This is a genomic window from Legionella pneumophila subsp. pneumophila str. Philadelphia 1 (assembly GCF_000008485.1).
Lineage (GTDB): Bacteria > Pseudomonadota > Gammaproteobacteria > Legionellales > Legionellaceae > Legionella > Legionella pneumophila.
Genome location: NC_002942.5, coordinates 2,012,986 through 2,033,266, shown reverse-complemented (window position 1 = coordinate 2,033,266; position 20,281 = coordinate 2,012,986). Strand labels below are relative to the sequence as shown.

Here is a 20,281-nt window from a genome sequence, read left to right as displayed (position 1 = left end):
TCTATACTGCAGATTTGTAATTTATGTCACAATAGATTTTTTATTATTGAGAAATTATGAATTTAAGAGATTTACATTATTTTGTCATCCTGGCAGATGTAAAGCATTTTGGTGAAGCCGCTAAGAGGTGTTTTGTAAGTCAACCCACTTTGAGTATGCAAATAAAAAAGCTGGAAGAAGAATTAGGTGTTGTGTTATTTGAGCGTACCAACAAACAGGTTTTACTGACTGATCAAGGCTCCAAATTATTAGATCGAACTAGAAAAATATTAATCCTGATTGATGAAATGAAAGAACTTGCTCGTCAGTCGGAAGATCTATTTACAGGTGAATTGCGTTTGGGGGTTATACCTACCGTATCGCCTTACATGTTGCCCTTGGTAATGCCCGAACTTAAAAATGAGTACCCTCGCCTGAAAGTTTGGTTAATAGAGGATCAAACTCATAGGCTAATTACTAAATTGGAGCAAGGAGAACTGGATGTTGCTATCATGGCACTTCCAATAGATAAGCGTTTTTCATGTCAAACTTTATATGAAGAAAAGTTCTATTTTGCTTGCGCAAATACTCATCCTTTGGCCCAAGCCAAATCAGTTAATATCAATGATTTAAAAAATCAGCCGATTATGTTGCTAGAAGAAGGGCATTGCCTGAGGGAGCAAGCCATGGCCGTATGCCAATCAGCGAAAGCTGACGACATTGCAGATTTTACTGCCACCAGTTTGGAAACCTTGAGATTAATGGTACAAGCTGGAATGGGCGTCACTTTACTGCCCGCTTTGTCTACACTAACTGCCTCAACTAATCATTTAAAATGTATTCCTTTTTCTGAGCCGGCACCCTCTCGTATCTTGGGGTTATTTTGGCGAGCAGGAACGCCACGACAAGTTTGTTTTAATGCAATTGCTGAATTAATAACAAAAAATGTTCAATCCAAATTAGCATAGAAATTATTATAAATTATACGTAAATTCCTGCTTAGCTGGATGAGCTTTCATGAAGCTATTTTATGAATTTTAACTAGCATTCCTAACTGAGGATGATCAAGATAATAAATTGTGCTTCCTTTTAAGCGTTGTTTTTGCGAAACAGTAAAAGAAGTCTCCTGATTACCTGGAGACAAACACTGCAGGTCAGCATCAAATAGATAGTAATTACTTTGACGCACTTTGAGGGTACCTTGAATTTGCCATCCATTATGGTTGATTTTAGGTAGCGCAACCAAACTGTCACTTTTCGCTGGTTGTCTCCAGGAATAATGACCCAGGATTTGAAATTGGGATTTACGGCTTAAAAGATAATGTTGATCACTTAGTTTTGATTGCGATCGCGGTAGAAGAGTGTAAGGCATATGTTTTTTATTATTATCCGAATGCAGTTGAATAGCATTTGGACTGACAGGAATGAGGGGAACAGGCGAATCTGATTTTATGCTTTTAACACCGTTTTGTGGTTGTGCAAAGAGTATTAAATCAATTTGGTAACTTGATTTGGCTATCGTAAGTCCCGAACATAATACACTGATTGTTATTATTAATAATCTAATCATGACATTTTTATTTTTGTTTTTTGTGAGCTTGGTTATCTTTGAGGTGGCAAACTCAATTTTTATGTATTATATACTCATCTGAAGGGAATAATACATAGTAGAGAAGCTATTACTTCTATTCCACAACTATCTTTGGAAATCTGTCAGCATAGTTTATGGGTTTCTTGCTGAGCTCAATTGCAGTTCGCATCGCTGTTTTAATAAAGGTGTCAGTTAATTGATTTGATGAATGTGTTGCCGTGGGAACTCCCTCATCGCAATGTCTACGTACATGGCTGTCCAGCGGCAGTTGACCTAATAATGTACATTGATATGCGTCACACAGCGCAGCTGCACCACCTCTACCAAAGATTGCTTCTTGATGACCACAATGGCTACAAATGTGGGTGGACATATTTTCTATTATTCCAAGTACGTCAATGCCTGTTCTGGAAAACATGGTTATTGCCTTTTGGGCATCTAAAGTTGCGACATTTTGAGGAGTAGTAACTACTATGGCAGAGGTTAAAGGAATTTTTTGTACCAAAGTGAGTTGAATATCTCCAGTGCCAGGTGGTAGATCTATGAATAAATAATCCAATTCATTCCAAAGAGTGATGTCTAACATTTGGATTAAAGACTTGGCGAGCATAGGACCTCTCCAAATTAATGCCTGGTTTGTATCGGTCAAGTAGCCAATAGACATGGCCTGCATGCCATGAGCTTCAACCGGTATGTAGCAATTATCTTTTACTTGTACAGGTTTTGTTTCACCAAGCATCAATGGTATGCTTGGTCCATAAATATCCGCATCCAAAATGCCGACTCGAGCACCCAGTTTTGCCAATGCTGCTGCAAGATTTACTGTGACAGTAGACTTTCCGACCCCTCCTTTGCCAGAGGCCACTGCGATAGTATTCTTTACTCCTCGCAGGGCTTTGCCTGTCAACTGAGTTTTATGCGCTTTTATGAACTGCTGAATAGAAATAGTAACTTGGTAATTGGGGAATTCATCTTGAACTATTTTCTGTACTATTGGTTTATAGCTCGTTTCTAACAAAGAGGTAGGATATCCGGCAGTCAAGACAACATGCATAGCCTGGTTGCTAGTTGTTATTTTGTACTGTAGATTCATTTCTTTGCCAGTAAGATCAAGCAAAGGATCCTTTAATGAGCCAATTAACTTAATTACTGTATCTTCAATAGTCATTTTTTAGCCTGGTATGAAAATAAATAGGTAATGATAACTTAGGTCTCGGCTAATCACTAGTACCATTACTATTCGTTTTTGCTGGGTTGATGAATGCATCTACTTGAGAGAAATGTATTTTGGGTATAGCTTTTCTGATGAGTAAGACGAATAGCTTAAGATAATGTCATTTGATTTTATTGGGCAATTGCATAGCTGCTGTGTTTTTAAGCGCTCATTTTATACTGCCAATCAATCCAATGTCCATTTGCAAGATAATACAATCCACATCGAATTGGGAATTTTGTGCAATCTGACAGATAGCGCCCGTACTCATTTAATTGTTGGCGATGCTTCTGTAAGGTGTTTATATCTTCTTTCCCGGTTTTAAAATCAATGATCCATTGTGTGCCATTTTCAGTAAAAGTACGATCGATAATACGGGTAACCAATTTATTTTCATACTCAACCAGAAGCTCATATTCATTTTGTTCATTTTCATGTCTGGATAAAATCCAGAGGCCAATTTTATTTTCATACATTTGAGAAATTTGGATTTTTATCATTGATAGAGCAGTTTGTTGGGCTTCCTGGTTTAATCCTAATGCTTTAAGTTCATTATGTACCAAGTTCCATGGCACATGATTAATTGTTTGGGGATGGTTATCACAAATCCATTGTAATAGTTGATGGGACACAATGCCTATTAGCCGAGGAATACCCGAAGATATCTCTGGGCATGAACTCTCTTGAGATTGAACTAAACTGGGAATCTGTTTTTGATAATACTCTATAGGTAGTTTGACTAATTTCGGCAGAGGGAATTCTTGTTCTTCATGTTGGGCTTCGTCAGGATCTGCAATGAATTCCTGGTATTTTAATAAGTTTCGAAAGGAAGATTTATAGGATTTTGCCGAATGATCAAGCAAATATAATCTTGATTTTGCCCGGGTAACAGCAACATAAAGTAATCTTTGCGCCTCATAGGCGGATTTTTCTTCATCCAATTGATCCAGATAATCGTACAAAGGGCAATTATCCTGGTTTGCACTTTTTATGGGTGATACCAGTAACAAGTTGCCATGGTCTTGGGTAGGCAGCTTAAGCCAGCGCAACATGGGAGATTCACCACGATTTGCTTGTGACCCAAGGCCAGGTAGAATAACCGTATCGAATTCCAGTCCTTTGGATTTATGAATAGTCATGATTTGTAACCGGGAAGGGGTGGTTTGTTGGGCATACAATTTATTGAATTCATTTAAAAATTCGTTCATATCAGGAATTCGACCTTCTTTTTCATATTGGTCTAATAACATCCATAATTGCTCCAGATCATTTAACTGAGCTTTATCAAGGATCTTTTCTACATGAAGATTTTTTAAGGTATCCGCTATCCAATCAGATAGACGACTATGTGATCGACATAACAAAGCCTGGTTCATGATTTGAATAAAAAAATTGGCTCTAATCCTGCCTTCTTCACTTATATCCTGAATTTTATCTAAATGGAGCAAATTGTGATAAATTGATTTTCTTGAATTATATTGGGCTATGCAGTGGATGTCAGATAATCCCAATCCAACATAAGGGCTGTGGAGTATCGATAACCAGGACAATCGATTTCCTGGGAAAAGCAGGGCATGAGCAAGTGACCAGACGTCACGTAAATGCACTAAATTGGCTAGTAAATCGATGTCTGTTCCCTGATAAGGGATATTATTTTGGCGAAGTAGGCTAATGATTTCAGGGAGTTGCGTTCTTGTCCTCACTAAAACTGCGATAGTTTGTTCAGGGTTGCGGTTTAATTCACTATTAATTATTTCAATTAAATGCCTTGCTTCCTGTTCACGATTTTTAAATTGCACGGCCTGAATAGTGCTTGATTCATTCTTCTCGATGACATGAACAGAAGGATGGAAAGATACTGCTCCTGATTCGATATCAACTTGTTGAGAAAATATTTTACTGAAATGATCATTTACCCAATTAACTATTGTTTCTGTCGAACGGAAATTACATCTTAGTTCCAATGATTTGAGGCGAACTGGTCCTATGCCATGCTCTTTCGCCTGAAAAAACAATCCAACTTCAGCCTGTCTGAAACGGTAGATGGATTGCATAGGATCGCCTACAAGGAATAAGGTTTTTCCCTCTCCAGGTAACCATCCTTGGACTAACTTGGTAAGTAATTCAAATTGTGTAATGGAGGTATCTTGAAACTCATCTATTAGAAGATGATGAATTGAATGATCCAGATAGAGTGCCAAATCAGTCGGATTATCCAAATCACCCAAAGCTGCCAAGGCTTGTTGAGAGATGGCAGTAAAATCAACTTCGTTATGTTCACCAAATGAAACTTGTAAATGTCCAACCAATAATGGCAGTAACAAAAAGAGTGCTTGCAAAACGTCCCATTGCTCTTTGTCGTATTCAGGAGTTGGTAATTGATTGACCTTAAGGAGCGCGTCCAGGAAATCAGGACAATCTTGAAGTTTAGCAAACAAATCTGAACTGGCTGTTTTTATTCTGGTAAATTCATTTGGTGCACAATTTTTTTTAACTAATCCCACATGATGATCAAACGATTTACGCAATTGATTGTCACTAGTTAAGAGTAATTTGCTTAAAGCACCTGCAATTTGCTGATCGCATTTTTGAAACTCATACCATTCTCTTAATATAAATCGTGGTGAATCAGGTTTGTTTTCTATAACGGCTAATTCACGCGACAAAAGCACTAGTTCTTGAGCCAAGTCCGATGGCAGGCTATTTCTTAGACGAGAGAGTTCATGCTGTTCAATAAGGCGTAAAGCTTGCTCAAAAGTTGACTTTTCTTGTTCACGTGCCAGAAATAATGTCGGCAACCATTGATCTCTTTGGCTAAGAAGTGCCTGGAATAATTGAATTAATCGTTCCTGTTTATTATCAACATGAAGAAGCAAGGTTTTAATTGCTTCCTGGTACTCTGGCGTAGCAATAGCATACTGGATACAACAACGTGCAGCACTAATATAATGAGAATCGGGTGTCTCGGAAATGTCTGGATAAGCCACCTGTTTTTCCAATAAAGGAATTGCCCTGTTAATGCTTTGGCACAATGAATCAATGGTTATGATTTTTAAGCGATTTGGTTGCTCAAGTAAATCCCACTGATATTGATTATTTCGCTGTAAAGCCTGTTTTGCAAAATTTAAAGTGCTTTGTTGATGAGCGCTGACAGCCGGTTGATTTGACGCGGCCATATGTAATGCCTGAACGATTCGTTCTCTCATTTCACTTGCTGCTTTGCGGGTAAAAGTCAAGGCGATAATTTGTTCAGGAGACTGCACAGTGCTTAGCAAACGTAAAAAGCGTTGGGTAAGAATCTCTGTTTTTCCTGACCCGGCAGGAGCCTGGACTATAAATGATTCAGCAGGATCTGTCGCTTGGCTCCTTTGTTCACTATCAATTAACCGCATGCCATTATTCCAGAACTATTTCCTGAGCAGGTGGTCTTAAATTGTAGTGTGAACTCATACAGTGACCATAGGCTCCAGTGTTTGCAATTAATATCACATCGCCTTCTCTGGTAACTGGTAATAAGCGGTCATAACCCAATGTATCTCCCGACTCACAGATTGGGCCAACTATATGAGCAAACCCGGCCTTTTCTTCATGTAGTCGAGTTAAATTGACAATTTCATGATACGCACCATATAAGGAAGGCCTTATCAATGAGTTCATTCCTGTTTCAATACCAATAAATTTTACTTTTCCTTTTTCTTTGCATTGCGTTACTTTGGCAAGAATGACACCACTTTCAGCTACAAAGAAGCGACCTGGTTCAAGCCAGATTGCTAATCCTGGATATTGAGATTTTACTGCCATTAATTGCGCGTCAAGCGCAGCAAAATCAATGGGATGTTGGCCCGGTTTTTCTACAATACCTAGACCGCCACCTAAATTAATTGAACGCACTTCAGGAAATTGATCGGTTAGGGAGGCAAGCATCACGGCAGTTTGTTGCCATAAATCCGTTGAGAGTATGCCACTACCAGAATGAGCATGTAAGCCTATGACCTTAATGTGGTTGACTTTGGTAAGTGATAGAATCTTGCTTATGTCATTTTGTGTTATACCAAATTTGGATTCATTTCCACCAGTAGAAACGTGCTTGTGATGGCCAGCTCCTGTACCAGGATCTATGCGAACGATTACTTCGCGGTCTTTAAACAAGTCAGGCCAATTTTCCAAAGGGTATAAGCTATCAATAGTCACATAACAGCCCGTTTGCAAAGCAAATTCATACTCGGATTTGGGAGCGAAATTGGGTGTGAATAAAATTCTTTCTTTTTTAATATTGGGAAACAGTTTTAACACCAATTCCAATTCCTGAATAGAAACGCATTCAAAACCTATCCCTTCTTTTTCCAGAGTTTTTAAAATGGTTGGGAATGGATTCGCTTTAATAGCGTAAAACAAGCTATCAATTGATTCCAGAGCAGATAATTGTCTTGCACGAGTTGCCTGGGTGGGACTATGGTAAACATAACAAGGAGAATGTATTGCGCTGGTTGTAAGCAAGCGGTCTCTTTCAATTTCCCACCAAGGTGTTGGGCGAACATTGGGTTTGCCAAATTCTTCATGCCAGCTTTTGGAGTAATAAAAGATTTGAGGATTACTTTCGATTAGTAGATGATGCAATCTTTGGCATAATTTATCGGCATGTGATTCATCAACAACAAAAGTCAAATTAAGGTCATTCGAGGCCAGAGACATCAGGTATACTTGTTTTGCCTCAAATACTTCCAAAGCCGGGCCAAGATGAGGTAATACAGTTCGGATGTGATGTCCTACCAAACTGACAGCACTACAGGGTTCTATCAGTTTGGCGCGTCCAAATTGGTTTAAATCGTCGAGCAAGGCATTAATTGCTGGTCTATCATGTATTTTGGCATTAACATCCAGGGATAGGGTGACATTGAATTCAGAAGAAGAAAGCAAATCAACTGAAAACCCATGCTTTTTAAAGGCGGCAAATACATCAGCCAGAAATCCTACTTGTTGCCACATATTCAAAGTGTCTATAGAAATTAGCAGTATGCTGTGCTTAACCTGGATGGATTTTATTAAGGGTGCCGATTCATCAATGTCTTTGGTAATCAATGTTCCTGAATGTTCAGGCAGGTGAGTGTATTTGACTACCATAGGGATATTGGCTTTTCGAACAGGTGGTATGCAATTGGGGTGTAAAACTTTGGCCCCCATTGAGGCAATTTCCTGAGCTTCATCATAATTTAATTGCTTTAATAATCGGGCGTGGGGTAATTGATGCGGGTTGGCGGTATAAATGCCTGGGACATCAGTCCATATTTCACAAGAAGCGGCCTGTAGTTTTCCCGCAAGTAGTGCTGCTGAAGTATCAGAGCCTCCTCGACCAAGCAAAACGGTTTCACCATGAGGATTGGCAGCAAAAAAACCTTGGGTAATAATGGCTTGAGCCCCACTGGAGAGAAATTTTTCTACCAATGCCGAGTCGTATTCACTCTCACAACGGGCAGAGAGATAGTTCATTGTTTCTCCACCAAGGGTTGGTGTGCTTGTTAACAATTCTCTGGCATCATACCATTTTACTTTAATCCCTTGTTTTTCAAGAAAGGCATGGCCCAGGCGGGTCATCATCAGCTCACCCAAACTTAAAATTTGCGCATGTGTTTTTGCAGGTGCTTGTTTGAGTAAGGAGATCCCGGTTAGCCATTGCTGTAATTGGTGCAAATCATTAGCAATTAATTGATGGTTTACTTCTAATTGTTCTGCCAGATTCAGGTGACTGCTCTGAATGTCATTGAAAAGGCTATGATGCTCGTCAAGAAGGGCTGCCTCTATGGCTTTTTCAAGTTTGTTGGAAATTTGAGTTAAAGCAGAACAGACTATAACGGGCTGAACACCTGTGTTCAGATGTTTTTGGGTAATTGCAGCAATATTATTCCAAGTGGCTCTGGTTGAAACACTAGTGCCGCCAAATTTGATGACTACTTGTTGCATGATTAGTATTCCGCTCAAAATTAATACACCTTAGCATGGACTAAAGTATTTGTACAAGTAGATTAAGCCCCAATTTAAAAAAGATTTTTCTCAAGACAACCCAAGTCACGAGTTGAGTCTACAAAGCATGGGTTGGGAAAGGTAGGCTCGAATAAAAATTTATCATATGCCTTTGATTTTACCATAATTAACTTGATTAACTCATTATGATTAAAACTTTTATAAAAATTTAAGAAAATAGGAAATAATTTTTTTTTACCGTTTTAAATCATTATAAATTCATTTATTATCATTTTTATTACCATGAATTGGGATGTTATTAAACGAAAGGAGTGTGGAGTGAAAATTAGGCACAAACCCTTAAGAACGCTAGTGAGTACTGCTGTTCTCGGAGTTCTAGCTACTGGTACATTAAACGCAGGTGGATTTTCTTTGTATACCGAAGGAGCTGGATATACAACAGGTAACTTCGCTGCCGGTGTGGCTGCTGAAGCAGCGGATGCTTCTACAGGTTGGTATAATCCAGCAGGTTTGGTATTAATCCGCGATCAGCAAGCTGTATTTGCAGGTGTCGGTGTATTCCCAACTGCCAAGTTAAGCGGAGTTAGTACTTACTCAACAATTAATCCGCCCCCTTTCCCTTCTTTTGTTTATTCTGAGGTTTTCAATAATATCAATGGGGCTGAGGATGCTTTTGTGCCCTCGTTTCATTATGCCTTGCCATTGGGTGAAAATGCTACGTTTGGGTTAAGTGTTGTATCACCATTTGGATTGGCAACAGATTGGGGCCCAGATTCTCCAGTGCGCTATCAAGCCACTTTTACTGAGTTAATTACCACCAATATATCACCCGAAATTGGTGGTAGATTAACAGAGCACGTTGCTTTGGGGGCTGGTTTGGATTTGCAATATGCTAGAGTTAAATACAATCGTATACTTGGAGTACCTAACATACTGAATGTTTTGCCACCTTTTAACCCCATGTTAGCCGATTCACTGACTTACAATAAAGGACACTCTTTTGGAGTAGGTTTTCATGTGGGTGTTCTGGGCATGTTTAACGATAATCATACTCGTCTCGGTGCAAACTATCAGTCATCAATGCGGCATGAATTCTATGGCTACAGTCGTCTAACAGGGCCATTGGCAAGTCCAGGTAATATATTAGCGCCATTTTTGTTCCCGGCACCTGGCATATTTCAAAGCGATGATTTATTTAGTAACTCAATTGATTTTCCTGATGTAGTGACTATTAGTGCTTATCATGATGTCAATGACAAACTTGCACTGTTAGGCTCTTTAGTTTATACTGCATGGAGTAGTTATAAAACAGTACAACTCTCTAATGCAGCTGCCGGAAGACCAGCGGATAATGGAAATGTTTCCCAAGCCAAGGCGATAAGCATATCACCGCAGAATTATAACGATACTTTGCGGGTAGCGATTGGTGCCAATTATCATGTTAATGATAAATTAATGCTTCGTGTGGGCGGTGGTTATGATCCAACACCTACGAACAATATTGACAGAGACGTGCGTTTACCGGATACAGATCGTTGGGCTTTATCTGCTGGCGCTCATTATCAGGCAACGAATAATATCGGTCTCGATATCGGATATACCCATTTATTTACTTCAAGTGATCCAGTTATTAACAGGACTGATGCGTTTACTGCAACAACCAGATATAACGTTACAGCATCTGGAACTGCAGGTGCCAATTTAGTAGGTGTGCAAGCAACTTGGACTATTGATAAAGAACCTCCAGCACCGACTAAATAAAGCTTTCTCTTGACCTTGTTAGAAGCCACGTGATATGCGTGGCTTTTTTATTAGTCAGAACTTATGAAAAATCCCAATCTCTTCGCTAAAATTAGGAAATATTTTTTGCACTGACCTTGGGGTTTTGTATAAGCCCTGTTAGTTTTATGTGTGTCGGGATAAATAACGTTTAGATAATCGTGTGCTGAGATAATTAATCTTAATTAAGATAAACGTAAGTATTTACATGTATTGATTATGTAGGTTGTATTAGCGTTCAACCTACATAAGCTATTCAAAACAAATGGAGACAATTGACTAGTTTTTAGTAATTTCAGCCTCTCCAGGTCCTATTACTCTCAGCGAATAGCCTTTAGCCGATAGCGTCTTGGGAGTAATATCGCCAGTATTCAGATCCATGGTAACGTATCCGATATCAATTGGGTTAGCTGTATTGGTTGCCATTTTAATTAAGGCAGGGCATTGACCATTAGTTGTATGTCCATAGCAAGCCAATCTCACTAAATTCCAATACACTTGATTGGTAGAGTAAGCTGCTGTTGGGTAAAGAGAGGGGATGCTGCCTGCTATGTAGGCATTGGATTCTTCACCAGTTCTGTTATGGGTTGTTAAATAAGCTGGAGCTGCAAAAGTTGTTGCAGCACCGAGACTAATTGCTAAGGCCGATAAACCTTTAAGCATTAAATTCATTGATTTCTCCTTCTAGATTGTAGTTGATTAGGCAATGCCAATCCCATTTACTATATGAGATTTGTTATAGATGAGGCAAGTCTTTCTCTTTATATAGTCGTTTTATAGTTCTTGATTTGATTTATTTGACTCATAATTAAATAAAATTTTGAGAGTTTAATAACTCAGCCATGCCTTTAGCAAAATAAGAAATAATAAAATCAGCGCCAGCACGTTTAATCGCAATGAGACTTTCAGTCATTGCTTGTTCTTCATTGATTAGATTATTTTTTGCTGCATTTTTTATCATCGAATATTCACCGCTGACCTGATAGGCACAAAGCGGTACATCAGCAAAATGTTGTTTAAGTTTATAAATAATATCAAGATAAAAACCGGCTGGTTTAACCATAATCATATCTGCGCCTTCTTCCAGATCTAATCGGGTTTCCCTTACAGCTTCCTCACTATTTGCCGGATCCATTTGATACGCTTTCCTATCGCCAAACTGTGGTGCACCCTGCGCTGCCTCTCTAAAAGGCCCATAAAGGCACGAGCAATATTTGGCACTATAACTTAAAATAGGAATTTCATGAAATGAAGCATGATCCAGGGCTTGGCGTATAGCTAAAACCATTCCGTCTGTCATGCCACTGGGTGCTACCCAGTCAGCACCTGCTTCAGCATGACTTACCGCCTGTTTTCCTAACAACTCTAAAGTGGCAGCAATATTAATTTGAGTCCCATTCAGAACCCCGCAATGACCATGATCGGTATATTCGCAAAAGCAAAGATCGGTGATAACTAACATGTCACTATTAACAGATTTTATTTTTTTTATAGCCTGTTGAATGATTCCATTACTATTAAATGATTCACTGCCATAAGCATCCTTATGCTTAGGGATACCGAATAAGATGACTGCAGGGATGCCTGATTTTGATAAAATTTCGATTTCTTCAGGGATACAATTGAGGCCGAGTTGAAATTGGCCTGGCATAGCGCCGATTTCTTTTGGTTCAGTTAAATATTCACTAATAAACAATGGAGCAATCAGTTGTTGTGCGTGCAGCCTGGTCTCTCTTACTAATGCTCTCGACATAGCATTTTTTCTTAAACGAGATAACCTCAAAGGCAAATTATATTCATTCATTTATTACATCCTTAGACAATATGGATTAATGTTTTATTTGTCAGGCTTTGTTTTTTTCGGCGATGACGAGCTTTTAGTATACAGGACATCGACGCCATTACCTGAATCACTGCTGCTTACCTGAATGCTTAAAAATTTATTTAGTATGTATTTTAAGGTTAATACGTTAGGATCGGTTTGAGATAAACCGACGTTATAACTTAAATAAATTCGATCCGAAAGAGATTTTCCAACCACAACGCCGGTTGATTCACTGATTTTATTGGTTTGCTGATTAAAATTGGTTGTCGTTTGTACGTTAAAATCGAATCCTAATTTTTGTTTTAATTGCTCCAGCAGTTGGGTTCCATTAGTTCCTGTTCCTAAGTTCATCGAGGAAATAGCTGTTAAAAGTAATTGGCCTTTTGCCTTATCTGCTTGATTGGCTGGGCGGCCAATTACAAGAAAAGATAGGATATCTGCTTGAGAAAGTGTTGGAGGGTTAGAGAATAATTGAATTTTAGGCGATTGTAATCGTCCAGCTACTTCGACCCCAACATTAAAATTGTTGCCAACATTGAGGTTATTATAATTATTAAAATTAAACAGCTCAGAGGATCCTGATACACTACCAAATGAATTGGATATATTCTTCGATGCTCTTAGATTAATTTCTGGGTTATCAATTCTACCGCCTGTAAAAATTAATTGTCCTTGTTCAATAGATAAATCCTGGCCATAGGCTTTATATTCTCCTTTTTTGACAGCTAACTCACCATTTGCCGTTATGGGTCCTTGCGATAATTGATTGATTGTAACTATACCCGCCAAATAAGCATGCAATCCCTTAAAGGTCAGTTCAACTTCTTCTCCCATTTCAACTCGTACCGACATGTTGGTATTAAAGAGTGGGGTAATCGGTTGAGTATTCTTACTCGTAAATACAATATCATCTGTAGCCACAAGACTATTGGTAAACGTTTGTGGTTTTATATGGGCATTAGGAATTTGGATGGTTCCAGTGATTTGACATAGTGATGGAGTAAAGCGCACATTTAACTGTGGAGATATATTAACCTGAAATTCCTTAGTGTTTGCAACCGGAAAATTAGAACCTTCTATTGAAACAGTTCCACCAAGTTCCTTATTGAAACTACCTTGTCCTTTTAGGGTTAGTTTTTTTTCAGATGAATGAATGGAGCCAGTTGCTTCCCATCCATCTTTTTTGCTAAAAACAGCTAATCCCATATCAGTTATATTGAGGCCTAAAGTAGGGATGTTCACTGAGCCTTTGTTTAAAGTGAGTTTACTTTCAATTCTTGGTTTATTTAAAGTTCCCTTTGCATGAATGGAGGCAAGAAGTTGTCCTTTGGGATTCATGAAATAAGGACTGACATTTTGCAAAAAATCCAGGGAGTTAAAAAGAATGGATAGTTTCGCATCGATTGTTTGCTGCGCTATATCTTGGTAGACATTAAACTCCGGGAATTTAAAATTGAAATTGACTTTTTTATATGCATCTAGAAAGAGAACTCCTTGTCCACTGAATTGTTTTGGGGAAAGAGAGCCTTTAATATTGCCGCCAGTAAACTGAATTAACGGCATCAGATTGTTTTCTGTCATTTGATAATGGCCTGGAGCAATCGTGATCAGAAAGTTGGCATGATGGTCACTTTGAGTTTCCATTTTCAAAGCAAATTTTGTATATAAACCATCAAGTTTTGATGAGAAATCTAATGGTTGAGAGAACGTAGCATTGACACTCCATTGCCAAGGCAGCTTGCCCTTAATCGAAGCGTTCATTTGCCAATTTTTTAATTGATCTATGCCAAGTTTGGATTTTAAGTCGATAGCTAAATTTGGAATTGTTCCCGATACCTCAATTCTTCCTTGCGAGCTTTTTAAATTGTGATTTTTATTGTCTTGCCAATGTAAGTCACGCCATTTTATGATTTGTTTTATTTGTTTTAACTGTTGAAGACTGCCGTTAATTGTTATTTTTCCAGGACCTTCAAATTCTCCTCCCCATTGAGTTTGATTCCGATTACCGCCAATGTCTACCCCTCCTGAGAATATATTCTTATTTGTAGAATGTGGGTTTAAACGAATTTTTCCTGAAAATGCATGAGGAAATGAGTTGCTAACTTCTAATTGGCTGGTAATCAATTGATTCCAATAATTAAATTGCAGTGTATTCAGTTTAATTAATTGTTGATTTAAATAACCGCTTAATTTGATATTTTTTAGTATCAGTATGGGCGTCTTTTGATTTATTTCAATCTTTTCAGCACTCATGCTATCAATAGGCAATTTTTTGCGAAGCAATGAGCTGAAACGCCAGTTAACCGCCAGGTTAAAAATTTTTATTTTAGTGTCTTGATGTTGATATTCCATTTCACCAATAGAAAATTGGTCAAGTAATTGTCCTTTAAGATGGTGTATTTTAAGAGTGCCAGGAAGATATAAATGAGTTAATTTAATTACTGCATATAGCCCCGGGGTAGTTGAAATCAAAAAGATAATCAAACTAACCAGACATATTGCTGTTATTAAGCAGTAGTAAAATCCTTTTTTTATAAATTTTAATATCATCATAAGTCTGGTCCCATACTGATAACCAATCTTGGATTGTGTCCTATTCTCTCCATCTTATTATCGACTGATTGGGCTAATCCAACTTTAATTGGCCCAATAGGGGAAACCCACATCAGACCGCCTCCAATATCGTATTGAATGTTTTTAACGGATGGATTGTAAACATCTCCAGCATCGTAAAATCCAACAAGATACCAGTTTTTTTTGAATTCTTTTTGAATTTCAAAGCCACCATAAGTGATAATTTTTCCTGGTCCGATAGAGTTAAAACTATAGGCTTTAAGGTTGTCAGTTCCTCCCAGAAGTAATGCCAGGGAAAGCGGTAATTCATTGATATCATTGATTGCTGTAATACCTTGGATGGTATGCCCATACAGGCGCAAATGCAGTGAATCCAATGTGAGCGCGGCTTTGGCATCCAGTGAAAGTTGTCCAAAGTTCAGATGGGAGAGGACAGCCTTATTCGCCCCAAGCGCGTTAAAAGTAATATTATACCCTGATGGCGAAAACAAGAGATTTTTAGTTTTACTGAAAGTGATATTGGCTTTGGGGTAGAGCAAAAACTGATCCGTATTGGGTTGTAGAGAGTAATGAAAACTTTCATACAGAGCATTCAGTGAAAGCGCTCTTTGAAATTGATTCACATTATGCAATTGGCTCAGGGATAAGAGAGTAGCATTACTATAACCTGCATTATAGTTTAAATTTGAAAAATTACCGGTCAAGGCATATTGATCGGTAACAGGGTTTTTTCCGGGGATTACATATTGGGCTTGTAAGGCGTTTTGCCTGAAAGAGCCTTGCGCTACGGCATTAAACTTATGTCCTTGGCGATTGACTGGAATCACATGAAGAGCTGCTTTTCCACGCACTCCTGTGTCTGTTCCATAGCCAAGGCCAAATGAATAGGAATATTTAGGTACAGGTTGCAAATGAACAATGACCGGTACTGTTTGGGCGTCAGTAATTTGGGGTTTTACCAGTACAGAACTAAAGTAACCGCTGTTCGATAAATAATCATTCAATTTCAAAACTTGATCTGTGGCATAAGGTTGGCCAGGATCAAATGGTACGAAACGATGTAATAGCTGAGGAGAAATATAGGTTGGGTCAAATTGCACCTGGCCAAAATAGTATTGGGGCCCCGTATCAAAAATCAGGGTGATTTGAGCCGATTTTTTGTGTTCATCTATCAATATTTCAGCTTTTTTAAATACGCCGTGTAAATATCCCATATTTTCTGCGGTATTTATAATATTTTGTTTTGCTTTTTCGTATTGTTCTGAAAACAGAGGATCTCCAATATGCAGAGGTAACTCTTTCAGAGTTTTTCGTAATAATGGATTTTGTGCTCCCTCTCCTGTTAGCATCGCTTTAATGGAGGCAATACGAATTTGAGACCCAGGTTGAACTTTTATTATTATTTTATTGTTGAGGTTATTAATACTGGTTTCCGCATTGAAATATCCAAATGGTTGAATGGCTTTATTAATTTGGTCTTGAAGTTCAGTTGGGGTAAATTGGCTTAAAGGTTTAATTTGGCTCAATTCACCTAAACGAGTTTCCACATTAGCAAGAACTTTTCCTTTTATACCATCAATCTCAAGCAGCCCGGCCTTTTTGTCCTGAGCAAACAATGGAAAATACAAAATGATTAGTATGATTAAATATGCAAACCTATTCATGTAATAACTACATCAATTGATGCTCTCGGCACACTCCAGGTGTTTTAACTTATAAATTAAATCCAACGCTTCTTTGGCAGTTAATCTATCTGGATCAATTTTTTTTAGTTCAGTTAAAACTGGAGATGTGGGAGGCTTTATAATTTGAGTCTGGACCAGGATAGATTGAGTATCTTGTATCTGATTCAGATGTTCATGAGCCAGCTTTAGCACTTCTTTAGGTATGCCAGCTAATTCTGCGACTTCTAATCCGTAACTACGATTTGCGCAACCTTCTTCGACACGGTACAAGAAAACAATTTGTCCTGTCTTGATGGATGCTTGCAAATGCACGTTGCGAATACAAGAGAATTCTTTGGGTAATTCAGTCAACTCCAGGTAATGAGTAGAAAACAAAGTATAGGCTTTTATTGTTGACGCAAGAAAGGCACAGCTTGCATAAGCTAATGCCATTCCATCATAGGTACTGGTACCACGACCAATTTCATCGATTAATACGAGGCTTTGGCTGGTTGCCTGCCTTAATATTTGAGCTGTTTCAGTCATTTCCACCATAAAAGTGGAACGTCCAGAGGATAAATCATCACTGGCCCCAATGCGAGTAAAGATTCGGTCTAATGGACCTAATGTCACTTTATCAGCAGGTACAAAACTTCCAATATGTGCCAACAGAACGATTAAGGCGGTTTGCCTCATGTAGGTCGATTTGCCGCCCATGTTGGGCCCAGTGATTAGTAACATATTTTGATTTGGTTTAAGTTCCAAATCATTAGCGATAAACCGTTCTTGTAATAATGGCTCAATGACAGGATGTCGTCCGGCTTGTATCATAATGCCTGATTCAGGAACGAGATTCGGGCAATTCCAATTTAAACTTTGTGCTCTTTCAGCAAGAGTGACCAATACGTCCAATTGCGCCAGAGATTTTGCAAGATCCGATAACTCAGGTATGTATTGCTGAATTTCTTCAAGCAAATTGTCATATAGCCATTTTTCGCGAGCCAATGCTTTGGATTGAGCTGAAAGCACCTTGTCTTCGAACAGCTTTAGTTCGGGAGTAATATAACGTTCCACATTTTTTAAAGTTTGCTTTCTGTGAAAATGGGGCGGCGCATTTTGAGCTTGTGCCTTTGACAGTTCAATATAAAATCCCTGAACGCTATTGTAACCTAGTTTTAGAGTGGATAATCCTGTGCGATTTTTTTCTTCCTGTTCAAGTTTTACTAATGTTTCATGAGCATTGCTACTTAAATTACGCAACTCATCCAGTTCTTCATCAAATCCTGGAGCAATGACTCCACCATCCCTAATTAGCATTGGCGGGTTGTCTATAATGGCTGTTTCAAGCAGTTGCTGCAGCAGTGGGAGAGGGCTTATTTCTTTCTTGATTTCATTGATTAACAAGCTCTTGTTTTCTTGTAATTCGTCATGGATTGCTGGAAGCAGTGTCAGAGTTTGCAATAAGGAAACCAAATCACGTGGGCGCGCTGATTTTAAAGCAATACGTGATACTATGCGCTCCACATCGGCGCATTGTTTAATCAGCTGATGAAGTGAAACGTCTTGTTGAAGAAAAATAATTTCCTTAATGGCTTGTTGTCTTGTTTGAATGATTGCATGTTGTTTTAATGGTTTTCCCAGCCAACGTTTGAGTAAACGGCTTCCCATCGCACAAGCTGTTTTATCTAATATGGAAAGCAAACAGTGCTCACCACCACCATGTATATTTTCAAAAAGCTCCAAGTGCTTTTGAGTCGATGCGTCCAGTTGCAGGTAATCCTCGGATTGCTCAAGAGTAAGTGTTGTAAGATGTGGTAATGACTGTTTTTGAGTGGTTTTTAAATAAGCTAATAAAGCGCCTGCTGCAATCAAGGCAGTGGGGTAATTTTGTTCGCCAAAGGCCGAAAGATCAGTCACGGAGAATTGTTCACACAATAATTTATGTGCGTTGCTTGCATCAAACTCCCATCCTGGTCTGAATTTAACAGCAAAGTTAGAACAAAATGAAGGAAGCGGCGTGGATTCTTTGCAGAGGAGTTCTGCTGGTTGCAGGCGCACTAACTCTGCATTTAACTGATGTTCTTCTGTTAATTCCTGCAAATGAAAACGACCGCCACCTAAATCAACCCATGCAATACCAATTTTTTGTTTTTGGGTGTGTATGGCCAACAAAATATTATCTTTTCTGGCATCTAATAATGCTTCATCTGTTACTGTACCAGGAGTAATGATTCGCGTTACTTGTCTTTCTACTGGTCCTTTGCTGGTAGCTGGATCTCCGATTTGTTCACAGATGGCTACGGATTCCCCTTTTTTTAATAATCGTGCCAAATAGTTTTCTACCGCATGATAAGGAACGCCGGCCATGGGAATAGGTTTGTCAGCAGATTGTCCTCTATGTGTCAGAGTTAAATCCAAAAGTTGTGACGCGCGTTTGGCATCATCAAAAAACAACTCATAAAAATCACCCATGCGATAAAATAAAAGCATGTCGGGATAGTCTGTTTTAATGCGCAAATATTGCTGCATCATTGGTGTGTGAGAGCTAGCCATAGTGATTGAGCCGATTGAAATTGCCCCAATTTTAACAAAAGTGTTGTGCGAAGTCAGTAAGGCATGTTGGTGGTATTGATTTTTATGAAAACAATAAAGACAATGTGATCAAAAAGCATTTAATATAACCTTGATGTGTCTAAAAAATAAGTATGATTTTTAAAATCTGCAAATTACTATAGAATTTGCCAAAATGATTACTAAGGCATGGTTTATGTCATTTAATTTAACATACTGCAATAAAATATAAATTTTATTTTTTAAGTTCAGGAGATAAGTTCTTCACTTAATGAGAATATTTGCTAGAATTAACGTGATATTACAAAAAATAAATAGGGAGAGTGATTATGAATCGTTTAGCTATGATTGCTGCTGCTAGTTGTCTAGCATTATTTTTAACTGGATGTGGTGAGGGCTCGAAGCCTGCAGATACAAAGACTGATCAACAACAGCAACAACAACCAACTGATCAGCAACAACAAGGTGGTGAAAATACTGGAAATAACCAAGCCCAACCTTCTACTGAAGGCCAAGGCCAGTAAGATTAATTTCAGTGTTATTTATAAATTATCAAAAAACCCCATAGATGTTTTATGGGGTTTTTTATAGGTGAAAGGTATGGGTCATTTCTCAATACTGGTTGAAGAAATAGCTGCCTATTTAAAAAAAGCAAAATGGCAATTAGTGACTGCGGAATCTTGTACAGGAGGTTTAATTGCTGCTTGCCTTACGGAAATACCTGGAAGCTCAAATTGGTTTGAGCGTGGTTTTGTTACTTATAGTAATTTAGCTAAAGAGGAAATGCTTGCTGTTGCTCACGAGCTAATACAAACTCATGGGGCAGTCAGTGAAGAAGTGGCTTTGGCTATGGCTGTTGGTGCGTTACAACATAGTATGGGTAATATCGCTGTATCAGTTACTGGCATCGCAGGTCCAGAAGGAGGCAGTATTGAAAAACCAGTAGGTACTGTATGCTTTGCCTGGGCAGTTCACCATCAATTTCAACAAACATCAAGACAACAATTCACTGGAAGTCGGCAAGAAATACGTTTGTCTGCCTGTCAATATGCTTTAAATGGAGTTCTTTCTACTCTTAAAAAAGTCTGTGGCTAACCGAATGGTTT

General features: G+C 38.5%; 13 protein-coding genes. 4 read left to right on the top strand and 9 right to left on the bottom strand.

Annotated elements, in window-relative coordinates; all coding sequences use genetic code 11:
• The first annotated feature begins 56 nt into the window (after positions 1-56).
• A complete protein-coding gene (locus tag LPG_RS09105) occupies positions 57-947 on the top strand; it encodes a LysR substrate-binding domain-containing protein (protein WP_010947541.1) in 891 nt (296 codons plus the stop codon).
• A 47-nt stretch (positions 948-994) separates the two neighbouring features.
• Here the strand turns inward: LPG_RS09105 and LPG_RS09100 are convergent, their stop codons facing one another.
• From LPG_RS09100 to LPG_RS09085, 4 genes are all read right to left on the bottom strand, one after another.
• Positions 995-1,549, bottom strand: a complete 555-nt coding sequence (locus tag LPG_RS09100; protein ID WP_010947540.1) for a CsiV family protein — start codon at positions 1,547-1,549, stop codon at positions 995-997.
• A 115-nt stretch (positions 1,550-1,664) separates the two neighbouring features.
• Positions 1,665-2,738, bottom strand: a complete 1,074-nt coding sequence (apbC, locus tag LPG_RS09095; protein WP_010947539.1) for an iron-sulfur cluster carrier protein ApbC — start codon at positions 2,736-2,738, stop codon at positions 1,665-1,667.
• Positions 2,739-2,944: 206 nt separating this feature from the next.
• Entirely contained in the window at positions 2,945-6,175 is a 3,231-nt protein-coding gene (locus LPG_RS09090) for a UvrD-helicase domain-containing protein (protein ID WP_010947538.1), read from the bottom strand.
• 4 nt (positions 6,176-6,179) lie between these two features.
• A complete protein-coding gene (locus tag LPG_RS09085) occupies positions 6,180-8,741 on the bottom strand; it encodes a bifunctional aspartate kinase/diaminopimelate decarboxylase (protein WP_011946744.1) in 2,562 nt (853 codons plus the stop codon).
• 339 nt (positions 8,742-9,080) lie between these two features.
• Between LPG_RS09085 and LPG_RS09080 the strand changes: the two genes are divergently transcribed.
• A complete protein-coding gene (locus LPG_RS09080) occupies positions 9,081-10,523 on the top strand; it encodes an OmpP1/FadL family transporter (protein WP_011946743.1) in 1,443 nt (480 codons plus the stop codon).
• Positions 10,524-10,820: 297 nt separating this feature from the next.
• On the opposite strand, the gene LPG_RS09075 is transcribed toward LPG_RS09080, so the two are convergent.
• The 5 genes from LPG_RS09075 to mutS form a co-directional block, all read right to left on the bottom strand.
• Positions 10,821-11,213 carry a hypothetical protein gene (locus tag LPG_RS09075; protein WP_010947535.1) on the bottom strand — a complete coding sequence of 131 codons (393 nt, stop codon included), beginning with the start codon at positions 11,211-11,213 and terminating at the stop codon, positions 10,821-10,823.
• A gap of 136 nt (positions 11,214-11,349) precedes the next feature.
• Entirely contained in the window at positions 11,350-12,345 is a 996-nt protein-coding gene (gene hemB / locus LPG_RS09070) for a porphobilinogen synthase (protein WP_010947534.1), read from the bottom strand.
• 33 nt (positions 12,346-12,378) lie between these two features.
• Entirely contained in the window at positions 12,379-14,919 is a 2,541-nt protein-coding gene (locus tag LPG_RS09065) for a translocation/assembly module TamB domain-containing protein (protein WP_010947533.1), read from the bottom strand.
• Positions 14,916-16,604, bottom strand: a complete 1,689-nt coding sequence (locus LPG_RS09060; protein ID WP_010947532.1) for an autotransporter assembly complex protein TamA — start codon at positions 16,602-16,604, stop codon at positions 14,916-14,918. Before LPG_RS09060 ends, LPG_RS09065 begins: the two co-directional genes overlap by 4 nt.
• 12 nt (positions 16,605-16,616) lie before the next feature.
• Entirely contained in the window at positions 16,617-19,157 is a 2,541-nt protein-coding gene (mutS, locus tag LPG_RS09055; protein ID WP_014844166.1) for a DNA mismatch repair protein MutS, read from the bottom strand.
• A 347-nt stretch (positions 19,158-19,504) separates the two neighbouring features.
• Between mutS and LPG_RS09050 the strand changes: the two genes are divergently transcribed.
• Positions 19,505-19,699, top strand: coding sequence for a hypothetical protein (locus LPG_RS09050; RefSeq protein WP_011946739.1), 195 nt, complete (start codon positions 19,505-19,507; stop codon positions 19,697-19,699).
• A gap of 76 nt (positions 19,700-19,775) precedes the next feature.
• Positions 19,776-20,270, top strand: a complete 495-nt coding sequence (locus LPG_RS09045; RefSeq protein ID WP_010947530.1) for a CinA family protein — start codon at positions 19,776-19,778, stop codon at positions 20,268-20,270.
• The last annotated feature ends 11 nt before the right edge of the window (positions 20,271-20,281 follow it).

Coding starts and splice junctions, on each gene's coding strand:
- LPG_RS09105 (WP_010947541.1), top strand. CDS start 57: ATGAATTTAAGAGATTTACATTATTTTGTCATCCTGGCAGATGTAAAG.
- LPG_RS09090 (WP_010947538.1), bottom strand. CDS start 6,175: ATGCGGTTAATTGATAGTGAACAAAGGAGCCAAGCGACAGATCCTGCT.
- LPG_RS09075 (WP_010947535.1), bottom strand. CDS start 11,213: ATGAATTTAATGCTTAAAGGTTTATCGGCCTTAGCAATTAGTCTCGGT.
- LPG_RS09045 (WP_010947530.1), top strand. CDS start 19,776: ATGGGTCATTTCTCAATACTGGTTGAAGAAATAGCTGCCTATTTAAAA.
- apbC (WP_010947539.1), bottom strand. CDS start 2,738: ATGACTATTGAAGATACAGTAATTAAGTTAATTGGCTCATTAAAGGAT.
- mutS (WP_014844166.1), bottom strand. CDS start 19,157: ATGGCTAGCTCTCACACACCAATGATGCAGCAATATTTGCGCATTAAA.
- LPG_RS09100 (WP_010947540.1), bottom strand. CDS start 1,549: ATGATTAGATTATTAATAATAACAATCAGTGTATTATGTTCGGGACTT.
- LPG_RS09085 (WP_011946744.1), bottom strand. CDS start 8,741: ATGCAACAAGTAGTCATCAAATTTGGCGGCACTAGTGTTTCAACCAGA.
- LPG_RS09050 (WP_011946739.1), top strand. CDS start 19,505: ATGAATCGTTTAGCTATGATTGCTGCTGCTAGTTGTCTAGCATTATTT.
- LPG_RS09065 (WP_010947533.1), bottom strand. CDS start 14,919: ATGATGATATTAAAATTTATAAAAAAAGGATTTTACTACTGCTTAATA.
- LPG_RS09060 (WP_010947532.1), bottom strand. CDS start 16,604: ATGAATAGGTTTGCATATTTAATCATACTAATCATTTTGTATTTTCCA.
- hemB (WP_010947534.1), bottom strand. CDS start 12,345: ATGAATGAATATAATTTGCCTTTGAGGTTATCTCGTTTAAGAAAAAAT.